This is a genomic window from Mesorhizobium sp. B1-1-8, assembly GCF_006442795.2.
Classification (GTDB): domain Bacteria; phylum Pseudomonadota; class Alphaproteobacteria; order Rhizobiales; family Rhizobiaceae; genus Mesorhizobium.
The window spans coordinates 641496-654964 of sequence record NZ_CP083956.1 but is presented as its reverse complement, the minus strand read 5'-3'; the positions used below and the strand labels follow the sequence as shown (position 1 = coordinate 654964).

Annotated in this window: 15 protein-coding genes; 9 read left to right on the top strand and 6 right to left on the bottom strand. The window is 63.5% G+C overall.

Features of this window, described 5'->3' with window-relative positions:
* The first annotated feature begins 392 nt into the window (after positions 1-392).
* Complete coding sequence (locus FJ974_RS03075; protein WP_140537514.1) at positions 393-1013, top strand: L,D-transpeptidase; 621 nt, start codon at positions 393-395, stop codon at positions 1011-1013.
* Between the two features lie 134 nt (positions 1014-1147).
* Here FJ974_RS03075 and FJ974_RS03070 read toward each other — a convergent pair whose 3' ends face one another.
* The 3 genes from FJ974_RS03070 to FJ974_RS03060 all read right to left on the bottom strand — a co-directional run bounded on the left by FJ974_RS03070 (position 1148) and on the right by FJ974_RS03060 (position 4398).
* Positions 1148-1942 (bottom strand): inositol monophosphatase family protein, encoded by a 795-nt coding sequence (locus tag FJ974_RS03070; RefSeq protein WP_140537516.1) that lies wholly within the window; start codon positions 1940-1942, stop codon positions 1148-1150.
* 72 nt (positions 1943-2014) lie between these two features.
* Positions 2015-3013: an LLM class flavin-dependent oxidoreductase gene (locus FJ974_RS03065; RefSeq protein ID WP_140537518.1), complete on the bottom strand. Its 999-nt coding sequence runs from the start codon at positions 3011-3013 to the stop codon at positions 2015-2017.
* A 221-nt stretch (positions 3014-3234) separates the two neighbouring features.
* Positions 3235-4398, bottom strand: coding sequence for an AI-2E family transporter (locus FJ974_RS03060; protein ID WP_140537520.1), 1164 nt, complete (start codon positions 4396-4398; stop codon positions 3235-3237).
* Between the two features lie 259 nt (positions 4399-4657).
* Here FJ974_RS03060 and FJ974_RS03055 point away from each other — a divergent pair, with 259 nt between their 5' ends.
* Together FJ974_RS03055 and FJ974_RS03050 are read left to right on the top strand one after the other, a co-directional pair.
* Positions 4658-5224 (top strand): carboxymuconolactone decarboxylase family protein, encoded by a 567-nt coding sequence (locus tag FJ974_RS03055; RefSeq protein WP_140537521.1) that lies wholly within the window; start codon positions 4658-4660, stop codon positions 5222-5224.
* A 115-nt stretch (positions 5225-5339) separates the two neighbouring features.
* Positions 5340-6158 (top strand): helix-turn-helix domain-containing protein, encoded by an 819-nt coding sequence (locus FJ974_RS03050; protein WP_140537523.1) that lies wholly within the window; start codon positions 5340-5342, stop codon positions 6156-6158.
* Between the two features lie 81 nt (positions 6159-6239).
* Here the strand turns inward: FJ974_RS03050 and FJ974_RS03045 are convergent, their stop codons facing one another.
* Positions 6240-7298, bottom strand: coding sequence for an LLM class flavin-dependent oxidoreductase (locus tag FJ974_RS03045; RefSeq protein WP_140537524.1), 1059 nt, complete (start codon positions 7296-7298; stop codon positions 6240-6242).
* Positions 7299-7523: 225 nt separating this feature from the next.
* Between FJ974_RS03045 and FJ974_RS03040 the strand changes: the two genes are divergently transcribed.
* Positions 7524-7952 (top strand): DUF6481 family protein, encoded by a 429-nt coding sequence (locus FJ974_RS03040; protein WP_140537526.1) that lies wholly within the window; start codon positions 7524-7526, stop codon positions 7950-7952.
* A 331-nt stretch (positions 7953-8283) separates the two neighbouring features.
* On the opposite strand, the gene FJ974_RS30135 is transcribed toward FJ974_RS03040, so the two are convergent.
* Positions 8284-8409, bottom strand: a complete 126-nt coding sequence (locus FJ974_RS30135) for a hypothetical protein (RefSeq protein WP_006200611.1) — start codon at positions 8407-8409, stop codon at positions 8284-8286.
* Between the two features lie 235 nt (positions 8410-8644).
* On the opposite strand from FJ974_RS30135, the gene FJ974_RS03035 reads away from it, so the two are divergent.
* Positions 8645-9604 (top strand): cation diffusion facilitator family transporter, encoded by a 960-nt coding sequence (locus FJ974_RS03035; RefSeq protein WP_140537528.1) that lies wholly within the window; start codon positions 8645-8647, stop codon positions 9602-9604.
* A 35-nt stretch (positions 9605-9639) separates the two neighbouring features.
* Complete coding sequence (locus FJ974_RS03030; RefSeq protein WP_140537529.1) at positions 9640-10044, top strand: GFA family protein; 405 nt, start codon at positions 9640-9642, stop codon at positions 10042-10044.
* 62 nt (positions 10045-10106) lie between these two features.
* Here FJ974_RS03030 and FJ974_RS03025 read toward each other — a convergent pair whose 3' ends face one another.
* The gene (locus FJ974_RS03025) at positions 10107-11360 is read right to left on the bottom strand and encodes a DNA recombination protein RmuC (RefSeq protein ID WP_140537531.1); all 1254 of its coding nucleotides are present in this window, start codon (positions 11358-11360) and stop codon (positions 10107-10109) included.
* Positions 11361-11463: 103 nt separating this feature from the next.
* Here FJ974_RS03025 and def point away from each other — a divergent pair, with 103 nt between their 5' ends.
* The 3 genes from def to FJ974_RS03010 are packed head-to-tail and all read left to right on the top strand — an operon-like array spanning position 11464 to position 13438.
* On the top strand, positions 11464-11994 hold the full coding sequence (gene def, locus FJ974_RS03020) for a peptide deformylase (RefSeq protein ID WP_140537533.1): 531 nt from the start codon (positions 11464-11466) through the stop codon (positions 11992-11994).
* A gap of 5 nt (positions 11995-11999) precedes the next feature.
* Positions 12000-12935, top strand: a complete 936-nt coding sequence (gene fmt, locus FJ974_RS03015) for a methionyl-tRNA formyltransferase (protein ID WP_140537535.1) — start codon at positions 12000-12002, stop codon at positions 12933-12935.
* The gene (locus tag FJ974_RS03010; RefSeq protein ID WP_140537537.1) at positions 12932-13438 is read left to right on the top strand and encodes a GNAT family N-acetyltransferase; all 507 of its coding nucleotides are present in this window, start codon (positions 12932-12934) and stop codon (positions 13436-13438) included. The genes fmt and FJ974_RS03010 overlap by 4 nt, the downstream gene beginning before the upstream one ends.
* The last annotated feature ends 31 nt before the right edge of the window (positions 13439-13469 follow it).

The following is a 13469-nucleotide window of genomic DNA, read 5'->3' as shown; positions in this document are numbered from 1 at the left end:
CTTCCGGCGCCGAACGGCTTGGCGCGTATATAAGAACAGCCGGCATCGGGCGCAAGCATTCTGCGCATGGTGGCCGCTGTCGGGCGGGGCGTTCGGGAAACGGACCGGCGCGCTCTACGCCGGGATCGATCCGGATTCGCCCTATCTCATTGTCCAGGCTGGATTTTTCTCGAACGGGACGTCGCCATCACGCGCCAGTCGCGTATCGGGCGGGGGAAGACTTTTGCCCTGGGGCGTGACTTTGGGTCGCGAATAAGTCTGAAAACAATCTTTTCCGCCATGTGGGCGACAATCAGCCGGCGGGGAAGATGGAATGCTTGGCAATCGAGGCAGCCGGGGCTACGATTAAGGCGAGATGCGGCAGATCGCCGGCACGAGCGCCGGCTTGAGTGATGCGCGCGAAATCGATCCTTGTCTGGTTACTTGTCGGGATGGTCGCATTCTCCGGCTGCACCACCGGCGGCGCGTTGCAGACTTCTCCTCTCGCCTATGGTGGCCTTACCGACGCCGGTTTCCGTATTCCGCCGGTTCCGATCTACAAGGTCGACCAAAAGTTCCATCGGCAGACCGTGCCTTACGCGACCGACGAAGCGCCCGGCACCATCATTGTCGATACAGGAGCGAAATTCCTCTACTACGTGCTGGGAGACGGTCAGGCGCTGCGCTACGGAATCGGCGTCGGCAAGGCGGGCTTCGAGTGGCACGGCACCGCCCACGTCGCAAGGAAGCGCGAATGGCCGGACTGGAGCGCGCCGTCGGCGATGATCGTGCGCGAGCGCAATCGAGGCCACGTCATACCGGCCCATATGGAAGGCGGACTCATGAACCCCCTCGGTGCGCGAGCGCTCTATCTCTATAACGAGAAGGGTGACACCGGATATCGCCTGCACGGCAGCCCTGAATGGTGGTCCATCGGCAAGGCCGTGTCGGCGGGCTGTATTCGTCTCATGAACCAGGACATCATCGATCTCTACGAGCGCGCGCCAATCGGCACCAAGGTGATCGTCAAATAGACACCACCGGGTGACGCCGATGCCGAAGGACTAAAGCATGTCTCCCGAAAGTGTGCAGCGGTTTCGGGACAAAGACATGCTTAAAATCAAAGACCTAAAGCATGTCGCGTGAATTCTTTTTCACGCAACATGCTTTAGTCTCCGAAAGCTTCCCTGCAAAGCGCACGCAGCTTCGGGAAGATGTTGTTCCCGCCGGCAATCACCTGCGTCCCGTCATCGAGCACGGTCTTCGGGTCAGCTTTCAGCACCGTGCCGCCGGCCTCTTCGACCAGCAGCATGCCGGCCAGGCAGTCCCAGGCGTTCATGTGCTCCTCGACATAGCCGAGCAGCCGGCCGGATGCGGCATAGGCAAGCATCAGCGCGCCGGAGGCATTGCGGAAGAAGAGGCCGCCTTCGGCCATGATCATGCCGATCAGCACGGCGATATGCTCGGTCGCCGCGCGGTTCGAGAGGCCGGTTCCGACCGAGCCTTCGGAAAGCGCCGTCGCGTTGCTAGCCCTGATCGGCCGGCCATTGACGAAGGCGCCGCCGCCGAGGCGGCCATGAAAGGTCTCGCCCGTCGAGGGTTCGTGAATGACGCCGACAACCGTTTCGCCGTCCCTGGCGCAGGCGATCACCACGCACCAGGCGGGAATGCCGCACACGAAATTGGCGGTGCCGTCGATCGGGTCGATCACCCACACATGGCCGGTCTTGCCGGTCGTCGGCGCATGTTCCTCGCCGACGATCCCGTCGTCGGGATACGCGTCCGCGATCGCCGCGCGGATGAACAGCTCCACCTCGCGGTCGGCGTCCGAGACCAGGTCCTGATGGCCCTTGCTCTCGATGGTCAGATTGTCGGGATCGCGAAAATATTGAAGCCCCAGCTCGCCGGCCCGCCGCGCCAGATGGATGGTAAAATGCATGCGCTGGTCGAGGTCATGGGTCACGGGAGGCTCGTGCTTGAGAAGCGATGCCTGCCCTTAGCAGACCGACATCCCCGGCAAAAGCGCCGCGTGCGCTCAGGCCGCCTGCGACAGCGATTTGTGGACGCCGGCGAGAATCTCGAACGAGCGCACACGCGCCGAATGGTCGAAGATCTGCGCCGTCACCATCAATTCGTCGGCGCCGGTGCGTCGCGCGAAGGCGTCGATGCCTTGCCGCACCGTTTCCGGCGACCCGACGACGGCGCAGGACAGCGCCTGGGCGAGCATGGTCCTGGCCATCGGATCGAGGTCGCGGTCATAGTTTTCGACCGGCGGCGGCAACTGGCCGGGCCGGCCGCTCCGCAGGTTGACGAAGGCCTGCTGCAACGAGGTGAACAATAGTCGCGCCTCGGCGTCGGTGGGGGCGGCGATGACATTGAGGCCGAGCATTACATACGGTTTGTCGAGCTCACCGGACGACTGGAAGCGCGAGCGGTAGACCTCCAGCGCATGGTCGAGCTCGGCTGGCGCGAAATGCGAGGCAAAGGCATAGGGCAGGCCGAGCATTGCGGCGAGCTGCGCGCCGTAGAGGCTGGAGCCGAGGATCCAGATCGGCACCTTCTGGCCTTCGCCGGGAACGGCGCGGATGCGCTGGCCGTCCTCGGCCGGCTGGAAATAGCCCATCAGCTCGACGACGTCCTGCGGGAAATTATCGCTGGCCTCCAGATTGCGGCGCAATGCGCGCGCGGTCAGCATGTCGGTGCCCGGCGCGCGGCCAAGGCCGAGGTCGATACGGCCGGGGAACAGCGCTGCCAGCGTGCCGAACTGCTCGGCGATCACCAGCGGCGCATGGTTGGGCAGCATGATGCCGCCGGCGCCGACGCGGATGGTCCTGGTGCCGCCCGCGACATGGGCGATGACGACGGATGTCGCCGCGCTGGCGATGCCGGGCATGTTGTGGTGCTCGGCCAGCCAGTAGCGCTTGTAGCCCAGCCGCTCGGCATGGCGGGCAAGGTCGAGCGAATTGGCCAGCGACTGCGAGGCATTGCTGCCCTGGGTGATCGGCGACAGGTCGAGAACCGAAAGGGCCGTCATTGCTCAGGTCTCCACGATGTTCTTCTGCCGCGGCTTGAGGCCGGTCCGGCCGACCGGTCCGATATAGGCACTCGTCGCCGATGCCGCAAACAGCGGGTTGGGACTCCGGATTGGCTAGAGCAATTCCAGGAAAAGTGTGGAACGGTTTTCCGTCCGGAATTGCGTAAAACAAAAAAGATAGAGCGATTCGCCGTTTCCGTGAAACGGTGAAACGCTCCAGGTCAGGCAGGCGGTTTGTGACTGTCTTCCTCATCATCGACGACGAAGGTCTGCTGCGCCGCCAGGAAGTTGCCGACATGGCTGAGGCCATCGAAATGATCGCAGAAGACCTTGATGACGACCAGCAGCGGCACCGCCATCAGCGCCCCGACGAAGCCCCACAGCCATGACCAGAAGGCGATGGCGATGAAGACCGCCACGGCATTGATCTCCAGCCTTCGACCGACCACCGTCGGCGTCACGAACTGACCTTCGACGATGTCGCACATCAGCACGAAGGCGGGCGCCAGAAGCGCGTAGGTGATCGAGTCGAAACTGATCAGCGCGATGACGGCGACCAGCATGATGGTCATCAGCGCCCCGACATAGGGCAGGAAGTTGAGCAGCGCCGCGGTGGCGCCCCAGACCAGCGGGTTGGGCATGCCGAGCCCCCACAGGCCGAGCCCGATCACCGTGCCCAGCCCGGTATTGATGATGGAGACGGTGAGCAGATAATGCGAAATCTCGTGCTCGACGTCATAGACGACGCGCAGCGCTCGCTTCTTTTCGTTGAGGCTGGCGAAGGACTGGATGATCTTCTCATAGAACAAGGTGCCGGAGGCGAGCAGGAACAGCGACAGCACGAAGACGATGGTGATGCTGGTGCCCGCCGACAGGAGGTTGCTGGCGGCCATGGACAGGATGCCCGACGGCGCCACCGCCACCTTCTGCACGCCGGGCTCCTGCGAAGTCTCGGTCAGCGCTTCGAGCTGGCGCGCTATCTCCATCGTTCTTTCGAGCGGTTGCCTGAATTGCGCCAGCCGTTCGGCGAGCTGCTGGCCGATGGACGAGGTGTTGTTGATGAGATCGATGACCGGACCGCTGATGAGATAGCCGGCACTGGCGACGAAGAAGACCGACAGCAACACCAGCAGCGTCGCGGAGAGTGCGTCGGGTATGCCGTGCTTGCGCAGGAACCGCACGATCGGCGTCAGCGTCAGCGCCAGCAGGAAGGCGAGGATGACAGGCATGAAGAAGGCGCGGCCGAAGTAAAGCGCGGCAATGGTCATCAGGATGAAGATGCCGATCAGCAGCGACCGTATCAGCCGCAGCTCGGCGCGCGCGCCGGCGCGCTGATCGGGCGTTTCGGCTGCGCTGGCACCCGAAGCAATCTGTTCGGCTTTCATCGGGTTCCCCTTGCCGGCTTGCCACCCAACGATGGTGCATGGCAGGCCACTGCCGGAAACGCCGAGTTTCGGGCAAGGTTCCATGAGCCGGCTTTTCGATGGCACCTGCCTGATCGCCGCTATTACACGACGTGTAATTGAAGCCGTGCTCCCGGCGGGCCTAATACGGACAGGCTTTCACGGCCTCAGAACGAGAAAGCAGGCGCGGCGAGGACATCGTGCGCGCAACCACATCCGATTTTGGAAAAGGACGTTCACAATGCAAAGGTTTCCCCTTCAAACAACCGAATCGGCACCGGAGAAATCCAAACCGACGCTGAAGGCGTTGGAAGAGAAGTTTGGCTTCCTTCCGAACGTCATGGCGACGATGGCGAACAATCCGGTGCTGCTCAACGGGTTCGCCGCCAGCTTCGGCAGTTTTCACGGCGGCAGTCTCGATGAGATAGAAAAGCAGGTCCTGCTGCTCACCAACGCGGTCACGATCAAGTGCCCCTGGACCGTCGCCGCCCATTCGACTTTTGCCCTCGAAGACGGCATTGCCGGGAGCGAGGTCAAAGCGATCCGTGAAGGCAAATTGCCGAAGCATCCGAAATACGCGGCACTCTCGGCGCTTACGAAAGCATTGATCGAAAACAAGGGAAACGTGACCGACGCGGACATCGACAGGTTCACCTCGGCCGGGTACTCGAAGGCGCAGATACTGGAAGTCGTAACCGGCGTCGGCATTTCCACGATGGCGGCCACCACAACGAACATGGCCGGTACCCCGGTCGAGGAACGCTTCCAGGCGCAGGCATGGTCTGCGGCCACTGCGATAGCGGCCTGAGCCGATCAACGGCGCATGAACTGGTGCCATGCGCCGTCGACCAACACATGCGAGGCGCATCGCAATGTATCGTTGAGGCGAGGACACTATGAAACCGTCGAATGACGCAACGAGCATGACACCCGACCTGGGCACGCTCTTGCGTCACTGGCGCGATCTGCGCGGCTCAAGTCAGCTCGATCTGTCCCTCGATACCGGCATTTCGCAAAAGCAGATCAGTTTTATCGAGAGCGGCCGCAGCGTTCCAAACCGCGAGACCTTGATGGCGATTGCCCGGGCGCTCGATGTGCCTTTGCGCGACCGCAACACATTGCTCTTGGCGGCAGGCTACGCGCCGATGTTTTCCGAGGGCGCATGGGACTCCATGGAAATGAAGAGCGTCACCAATGCTTTGACCCGCATGTTGCGGCAGCATGAACCCTTTCCCGCGATGGTCATGGACCGCTATTGGAACGTGCTGATGACCAACGGCGCGGCGCCGCTCTTCTTCGGCTGTTTCTTCGACATGGCCGCCCGCAAAGGGCCGCGCAACATGCTGCACCTGATGTTCGATCCCGAAGGCATGCGCCCGTTTGTCGCCAATTGGCGGGACGTGGCGCGGAGCCTGTTCGAGCGCGTCTATCGCGAATCCATCGGCCGCGTCGTCGACCAGAAGACCAGGGATTTGCTGGCGGCGCTGCTCGCCTATCCGGACGTGGAAAGCGAGTGGAAAAATCCCGTGGCGATCGGCTTCATGCCGGTCATCCCGCTGAGTTTCACCAGGCGGGACCGCGTCCTGAATTACTTTTCGATGGTCACCACGGTCGGCACCCCGCAGACCGTCGCCGCCCAGGAACTGCGCATCGAGTGCCTGTTCCCGGCGGACGAGGCGACCGAGATCCATCATGCCTCGATGATGGACACGGCCCGCGCGAACCAGCAAACGGCGCCATAAAGCATGTCTGCCGAAAGTGTGCAGCGGTTCGGGACAAAGACATGCTTTGGCACTTGGCCCGCTCATGCGAGCCTCACCGGATCAGGCGGCTGGCGCCGCCGCTGGCGCCGGTTTTGCCGTTTCCTTGCGCACGACCGGCGCCACCTTGGTGCCGTAGAGCTCGATCGCCTTCATGATCTTGGCGTGCGGCATGGTGCCGATCGCCATCTGCAGCAGGAAGCGGTCGTTGTTGAAGATCCGGTGCTGGGCGACGATCTTCTCCGCCACAGCTTCAGGATTGCCGACGAACAAGGCACCACCGGGACCCCGCGCGTGGTCGAAATGCGCGCGCGATGTCGGGCCCCAGCCACGCTCGCGGCCGATGCGGTTCATCACTTCGGCCTGCGGTCCGTAAAAATCGTCGGCCGCCTTGTCGGTCGTCTCGGCGATGAAACCATGCACGTTGATGCTGGTGGCAAGCCCGGCCGGGTCGCTGCCGGCGCGTCTTGCCGCCTCGCGATAAATCTCGAACAGCGGTGCGAAGCGGGCCGGTTCGCCGCCGATGATGGCAAGCGCCAGCGGCAGGCCGAGCGCGCCGGCGCGGGCGGCGGACTGTGGCGTGCCGCCGATGGCGATCCAGATCGGCAGCTTCTCCTGGTACGGACGCGGATAGACGCCGCGGTCGTTGATTGGCGCGCGCAGCCCGCCTTGCCACGTCACCTTGACCTTGTCGCGGATGGCGAGCAGCAGGTCGAGCTTCTCGGCGAAGAGCTCGTCATAGTCCTCCAGGTTGTAGCCGAACAGCGGGAAGGATTCGATGAACGAGCCGCGCCCGGCCATGATCTCGGCGCGGCCGCCGGACAGAAGGTCGAGCGTCGCAAATTGCTGAAAGACGCGAACCGGATCGTCGGAGGAGAGCACGGTGACCGCGCTGGTGAGCTTGATGCGTTTCGTGCGCTCGGCCGCCGCCGCCAGCGCCACCACCGGCGCCGATGCCGCATAGTCGGGGCGGTGATGCTCGCCGAGGCCGAACACGTCGAGGCCGACCTGGTCGGCCAGCTCGATCTCCTCGATCAGGTTGCGCAGCCGCTGATGAGGGCCGATGGCATCGGGGCCGGGCTCCGGGCTGACATCGGCGAAAGTGTAGAGACCGAGTTCCATCTTGTGCTTTCCGGGGTTTGTTCGGGTTATCTGGGGTCGCCGATAGACGTAGCGATGCGCCCCGAAGGGCGCCAGAGGTGCGGTTTGTGAACAGTGCATTGCGTCGTCGTGACGTATCCCTCAGGCAACAGCGCAGATTTTCATGGCTGGCATACCGTTTTGGCGCTTGAACTCGCCGCTTTCGCGCGTATGTAAGCGTCGCGAATTGACTTCAGGGAAGTGGACTTGGCTATCTACAGGGAAAAAGACATTTTCGAGCGGCGCAACGCCGCGAACGAGGCAAAGAAGGCGCTCCTGGAGCGCTTCAAGGCAAAGCCGGCGGCAGACGATCCTGCCGTGCTGGCGCGCCAGGCCGAACGCAAGGCGATCCTCGAGGCTCGCGCGATCCGTGAGGCCGAAAAGGCCAGGCTGAAGCAGGAAAAGCTGGCGCGCGAAGCGGCCGAAAAGGCCGAGCGCGAAGCAGCGGCCGAGGCGGCACGTATCGCCGCGGAAGAGGCGGCGCAGGCCGAGGCGAAGATCCGCGAAGCCGAAGAGAACGAGCGCATCGCCCGTTTGCTTGCCGACGAGGCCGAGCGCAAGGCCAAGCGCGACGCACGCTATGCGGCGCGCAAGTCGCGCGTCGGCAGGACGCCGCCGGGCTTCTCCGCCCGCTGACAGCGGTTTCGTTCGAAAAAGATCAGGGTCGCCGGTGGCGGCCCTGAATGCGTTTGTCTTGACTCAGACGAGCTCAATCCGACGATGCCGATCGCCCAGCCGATCTCGAACGGACCGGCAAAAAAGAGAAAAATCCACGACATCGCAAACGCTCCGTTCCACATCGGATGTCCGATGTTCGAAGTGGCGGGTCGTCCCGGCCTGGTTTTTCGGGAAGCGAGGTTGTGCTCGCTGCGCCAATATGGGCGGCCTCGCCCCCGATCAAACAATCGACCGGCAGCATGGCCATGCCGCCGGTCCAGATCTGCGCCGAAACGGATCGGATCGAGATTTATTTTTCCTTGAGCCTCATCGCCTTGACCGGCGGCGCCTTGAGGGCCGGGGCCGCGGCTGGTTTCTTCGCGTCCTTCTTCGGCTTGCGGGCTTCCTTGCCCGCCTTCATCGCACCTTTAGCCATGATTCGCTCCTCCGATTTGTGGGCAGGCTAAGTGAAACAAGAGAAATGCCGGACCGCAAGAGGGTGTAGCCTGTTTGGGGAGGCGGTTTGCCCGATGTAAACCGTTTTCCCGCGATAAGCCGGCTTGCAATGGGCAAACACCTTTGAACGCCCGGACGGTCGGCGCGTTGTGGATGCTGGTGGAGCTTCGGCCGATTGGCGGCGAAGCTCGTTGCGTTGCACAGGACGGAACCGAATGGCAGGGCACAGTGGCTCGAGAAGGGTGATCTACGCCGCGCTTGCCGGTAACCTCGCCATCGCGCTGACGAAATTCGCCGCTGCCTTCTTCACCGGCAGCTCGGCTATGCTTTCCGAAGGTGTGCATTCGCTGGTCGACACCGGCAATGGCTCGCTGCTGCTCTACGGCATGCATCGCGCCGCCCGCCCGGCTGACCGGACGCATCCGCTCGGCCACGGGCGCGAGCTCTATTTCTGGAGTTTTATTGTCGCGCTGCTGGTCTTCGCGCTCGGCGCCGGCATTTCCTTTTACGAAGGTGTCATCCACATCATGGCGCCCGAACCGGTGGTCAACGCCAGGGTCAACTACATCGTGCTCGGCCTGTCCTTCCTGTTCGAGGGCAGTTCCTGGCTGATCGCACTCCGGGAGTTTCGCCAGCAGAAGGGCCAGCAGGGTTGGTTCGAGGCGATTCGCCGAAGCAAGGATCCGAGCGTCTTTACCGTGCTGTTCGAGGACAGCGCCGCCCTTCTTGGCCTGATCGTCGCCTTCGCCGGCATATTGGCGGCGGAACTGATGGACATGCCCGAGCTCGACGGCGCCGGCTCGATCGGCATCGCGATGATTCTCGGCGCGACCGCCATCTTCCTGGCGCGAGAAAGCAAAAGCCTGTTGCTGGGTGAGCCGGCCAGGCCGGAGGTGCAAAAGAAGGTGCTGGACATCGCCCAGGAAGACTCCGCGGTGCAGCGCGCCAATGGCATATTGAGCGTCCACATCGGCCCGCAGGAAATCGTCGCCGACCTCAGTATCGAGTTCGAGGACCACTTGACGGTGCCCGAGATCGAGGCCTGCATCGAGCGGCTGGAGGCGCGTCTGAAGAAAGACGTGCCGCAGATCACCAGGCTGTTCGTCAAACCGCAGACCACTGGCACATGGGAGCGCCGGCGCAAGGCCATCGCCGAAGCTTCCGAAGAGGGCTAGGCTCAATGCAGCGAACCCGCAAGGAGGAAAGGCTAATGAAGATCGACGGCGGCTGCCATTGCGGCGCCATCACCTATGAGGCTGAGGTCGATCCTGAAAAGACCTCGATCTGCCACTGCACCGATTGCCAGAAATTGACCGGCACGGCCTTTCGGGTGACGGTCCCTGCGCCCGAAGATCACTACCGGATTACCAAGGGCACGCCCAAGATCTATATCAAGACCGGATCGAGCGGCGCCAAGCGGGCCCAGGCCTTTTGCGCCGACTGCGGCTCGCATCTTTATGCGACATCGGTCGGCGACGGCCCGAAAATCTATGGCATCCGGGTTGGTACGACGAGTCAGCGCGAAGAGCTGGTTCCGAGAAAACAGATCTGGCATCGCTCGGCGCTTCACTGGCTGCCGGAAATCGAAGGCACCACGATCATCGAGGGCCAGTAAGCGGAAACCGGTCTAAATTCCGGACGGAAAACCGCGATGCACTTTTCCTGGAATTGCTTTGCTTAGTCGTCGCCTTCGACGACGCGCAGTCGCAACTGGCCTGTCTTGGAGTCCGCCACCCGCACGCCGGCCTCGGCCCTGGCCGGAGCACCATGCGGCGGCTCGGTCTCGCCTTCGGCGAATTCCAGCGCCTCGATTTTCTGGCCGCGCTTGGTCACCTTCGACGTCGAGACGAGGATGTCGTCGATGTCCTTGGCCGACTGGGTAAAATGCGTCTGCAGCCGGCGCACCCGCTCATCGACGCGCGCCACGTCCTCCATCAGCCGGATGACCTCGCCCTGGATCAGATGCGCCTGCTCGCGCATGCGCGCATCCTTCAGGATCGCCTGGATGACCTGGATCGACAGCATCAGCAGCGACGGCGAGACGATGACGACCCGCGCCCGATGCGCCTTCTGCACCACCGCCTCGAAATTCTCGTGGATTTCGGCGAACACCGATTCCGACGGCACGAACATGAAGGCGGTGTCCTGCGTCTCGCCCCGGATCAGGTATTTTTCCGCGATATCGCGGACATGCACCTCGATGTCGCGCCGGAAAGCCTGTGCGGCCGCCTTCTGCATGTCGGCGCCTTCGGCGGCGCGGATGGCATTCCAGGCTTCCAGCGGGAACTTGGCGTCGATGGCAAGCGAAGGCGCGCCATTCGGCATCCGCACCAGGCAATCCGGCCGGCTGCCGTTCGACAGGCTTGCCTGGAACTCATAGGCGCCGTGCGGCAGGCCGTCGGCGATAATCGCCTCCATGCGCGACTGGCCGAAGGCGCCGCGCGTCTGCTTGTTGGACAGGATCGCCTGCAATTGCACGACTTGGCCGGCCAGCGACTGGATATTGCCCTGCGCGGTATCGATCACCGCCAGCCGCTCCTGCAGCTTGGCGAGGCTCTCATGCGTCGATTTGGTCTGCTCGGTCATGGTCTGGCCGAGGCGGCCGGTCATGGCGTCGAGCCGCTGGCCGAGCGACTGGGTGAGCTCGGCCTGCCTGGCGCCGAACACTTCGGCGATCGCGCCCATGCGGCCTTGCATCTCCGCCTGCGACTGCAGGATGTCGGCCATCCGCGCCTCGGTGTCGCGCGCACGGTCGGCGGCTTCCGCCGCGGCCGCCGCGCGCGCCTTGGCCGCGCGCCACAGCGCAACGACGAGGGCCAGAAACAGCGCAAGCAAAAGGATCGCGCCGAAAGCCAGCGCCTGGCCGAGGGTGATGGTGGTCGCGCCGAGCCGCGCCACCGGCTCTGAAAAGATGGAGGTCATGTCATTCATGACGACAGCATAGCCGATTCGTTGGGCTGGCACAGATCAAAACGTGAACAACTCAAAGATCCCCCGGTTGACGCTTTTCCGCCTAGGTCTTACGTGAGACGCCATGTCGATCAAGCCGCTCATCATCCTTCCCGATCCCGTCCTGCGCCAGGTTTCCAAACCGGTCGAGCGCGTCGACGCGCCGTTGCGCAAGCTGGCCGACGACATGCTGGAGACCATGTATGACGCCCCCGGCATCGGGCTGGCGGCGATTCAGATCGGCGAGCCGTTGCGGATGCTGGTCATCGACCTTGCCAAGGAAGGCGAGACGCCGGCTCCGCATGTCTTCATCAACCCTGAAATCCTCGAAAGCGCCGACCAGCGCTCGGTCTACGAGGAAGGCTGCCTGTCGATCCCCGACTATTATGCCGAGGTCGAGCGCCCCGCCGCCGTGCGGGTGAAATATCTCGACCGCGACGGCAAATTGCAGGAAATCGAGGCCGAAGGCCTGATGGCAACTTGCCTGCAGCACGAGATCGATCATCTCAACGGCGTGCTGTTCATCGACCACATTTCGAAGCTGAAGCGCGATATGGTGGTGAAGAAGTTCAAGAAGCTCGCCAGGGACAAGGCGCCGGGCAGGATGGTGGGTTAGGGGTCATGCCCCTCCGCATCATCTTCATGGGCACGCCGGATTTTTCCGTGCCGACGCTGCGCGCCATCGCCGAAGCCGGCCATGACATCGCCGCCGTCTACACCCAGCCGCCGCGCGCCGCCGGCCGGCGCGGGCTGGAATTGACGCCCTCGCCGGTGCAGCGCGAGGCGGAGCGCCTGGGCCTTGAGGTGCGGACGCCGACATCACTCAGGAGCGAGGCCGAGCAGCAGGCCTTTGCCGCCTTGCACGCCGATGTCGCCGTTGTCGTCGCCTATGGTCTGCTTTTGCCGAGACCTGTTCTGGAGGCGACCAGGCTTGGTTGCCTCAACGGCCATGCTTCGCTTTTGCCGCGCTGGCGCGGCGCCGCCCCCATCCAGCGAGCCATCATGGCCGGCGATGCCGAGACCGGCATGATGGTGATGCGCATGGAAGAGGGTTTGGACACCGGGCCGGTGGCATTGGTTGAAAAATGCGCCATCGGACCCGACATGACCGCCGGCGAATTGCATGACCGCCTGATGGCGATCGGCGCATCGCTGATGGTGGAAGCGCTTACGCAGTTGGGGATAAATTGTCTGACATTTACCCCGCAGGCGACGACGGGGGTGACCTACGCCCGCAAAATCGATAAATCGGAGACGCGCGTGGACTGGACTAGGCCTGCCGGCGAAGTCCACAATCACATTCGCGGCCTCTCACCCTTTCCAGGCGCGTGGAGCGAGGTCGAAATTGGTGGCCGCATGGAGCGGCTGAAACTGCTTCGCACGACGCTCTCCAATGGCGTCGGCGAGTCGGGAGGAATTCTCGATGACCGGCTGACGGTCGCCTGCGGATCAGGCGCGGTTCGGCTGGTCGAAGTTCAACGGGCGGGCGGAAAGCCCGCCGCTGCGCAGGAGTTTCTGCGCGGGGCCAAGATCGAAAAAGGAATGAAACTCAAATGAGCATGATGTCGATACGCGCGGCGACGCCGCGGGACCGCGAGGCGATCCGCCTCGTCGAGGAACATGCCTTCGGCCAGCATACGGAGGCCGGTCTGGTCGACGCGCTGGTCACCGGCGGCGACGCCGTCGTCGAACTGGTTGCGGAAGAAGACGGCCAGGTCGTCGGCCATATCCTGTTTTCGCGGCTGTTCGTCCAGAACGGCGGCAGGCGCTTCGCCGCTGTGGCGCTGGCGCCGCTGGCGGTCGAGCCGTCCTTCCATGGCAGCGGCATCGGCGGCGCGCTGATCCGCGAGGCGCATATCCGCCTCAAGGATGCCGGCGAGACGCTGGCCGTGGTGCTGGGCGATCCGGCCTATTACGGCCGCTTCGGCTACAGCCATGCCCGCGCCGAGAAATTCGAGAGCGAGTATCAGGGCGAAGCGCTGCAGGCGCTGGCCTGGGGCGATGCGCCAGAGGCCGGCAAGCTGGTCTACGCTTCGGCCTTCACCGCGCTTGCAGCATAGGCATGACCCCGAACCGGAAACGCGGCGTCTC

Coding starts and splice junctions, on each gene's coding strand:
- FJ974_RS03055 (WP_140537521.1), top strand. CDS start 4,658: ATGCAAAGGTTTCCCCTTCAAACAACCGAATCGGCACCGGAGAAATCC.
- FJ974_RS03035 (WP_140537528.1), top strand. CDS start 8,645: ATGGCAGGGCACAGTGGCTCGAGAAGGGTGATCTACGCCGCGCTTGCC.
- FJ974_RS03065 (WP_140537518.1), bottom strand. CDS start 3,013: ATGACGGCCCTTTCGGTTCTCGACCTGTCGCCGATCACCCAGGGCAGC.
- FJ974_RS03025 (WP_140537531.1), bottom strand. CDS start 11,360: ATGAATGACATGACCTCCATCTTTTCAGAGCCGGTGGCGCGGCTCGGC.
- FJ974_RS30135 (WP_006200611.1), bottom strand. CDS start 8,409: ATGGCTAAAGGTGCGATGAAGGCGGGCAAGGAAGCCCGCAAGCCGAAG.
- FJ974_RS03030 (WP_140537529.1), top strand. CDS start 9,640: ATGAAGATCGACGGCGGCTGCCATTGCGGCGCCATCACCTATGAGGCT.
- fmt (WP_140537535.1), top strand. CDS start 12,000: ATGCCCCTCCGCATCATCTTCATGGGCACGCCGGATTTTTCCGTGCCG.
- FJ974_RS03045 (WP_140537524.1), bottom strand. CDS start 7,298: ATGGAACTCGGTCTCTACACTTTCGCCGATGTCAGCCCGGAGCCCGGC.
- FJ974_RS03060 (WP_140537520.1), bottom strand. CDS start 4,398: ATGAAAGCCGAACAGATTGCTTCGGGTGCCAGCGCAGCCGAAACGCCC.
- FJ974_RS03010 (WP_140537537.1), top strand. CDS start 12,932: ATGAGCATGATGTCGATACGCGCGGCGACGCCGCGGGACCGCGAGGCG.
- FJ974_RS03075 (WP_140537514.1), top strand. CDS start 393: ATGCGCGCGAAATCGATCCTTGTCTGGTTACTTGTCGGGATGGTCGCA.
- def (WP_140537533.1), top strand. CDS start 11,464: ATGTCGATCAAGCCGCTCATCATCCTTCCCGATCCCGTCCTGCGCCAG.
- FJ974_RS03050 (WP_140537523.1), top strand. CDS start 5,340: ATGACACCCGACCTGGGCACGCTCTTGCGTCACTGGCGCGATCTGCGC.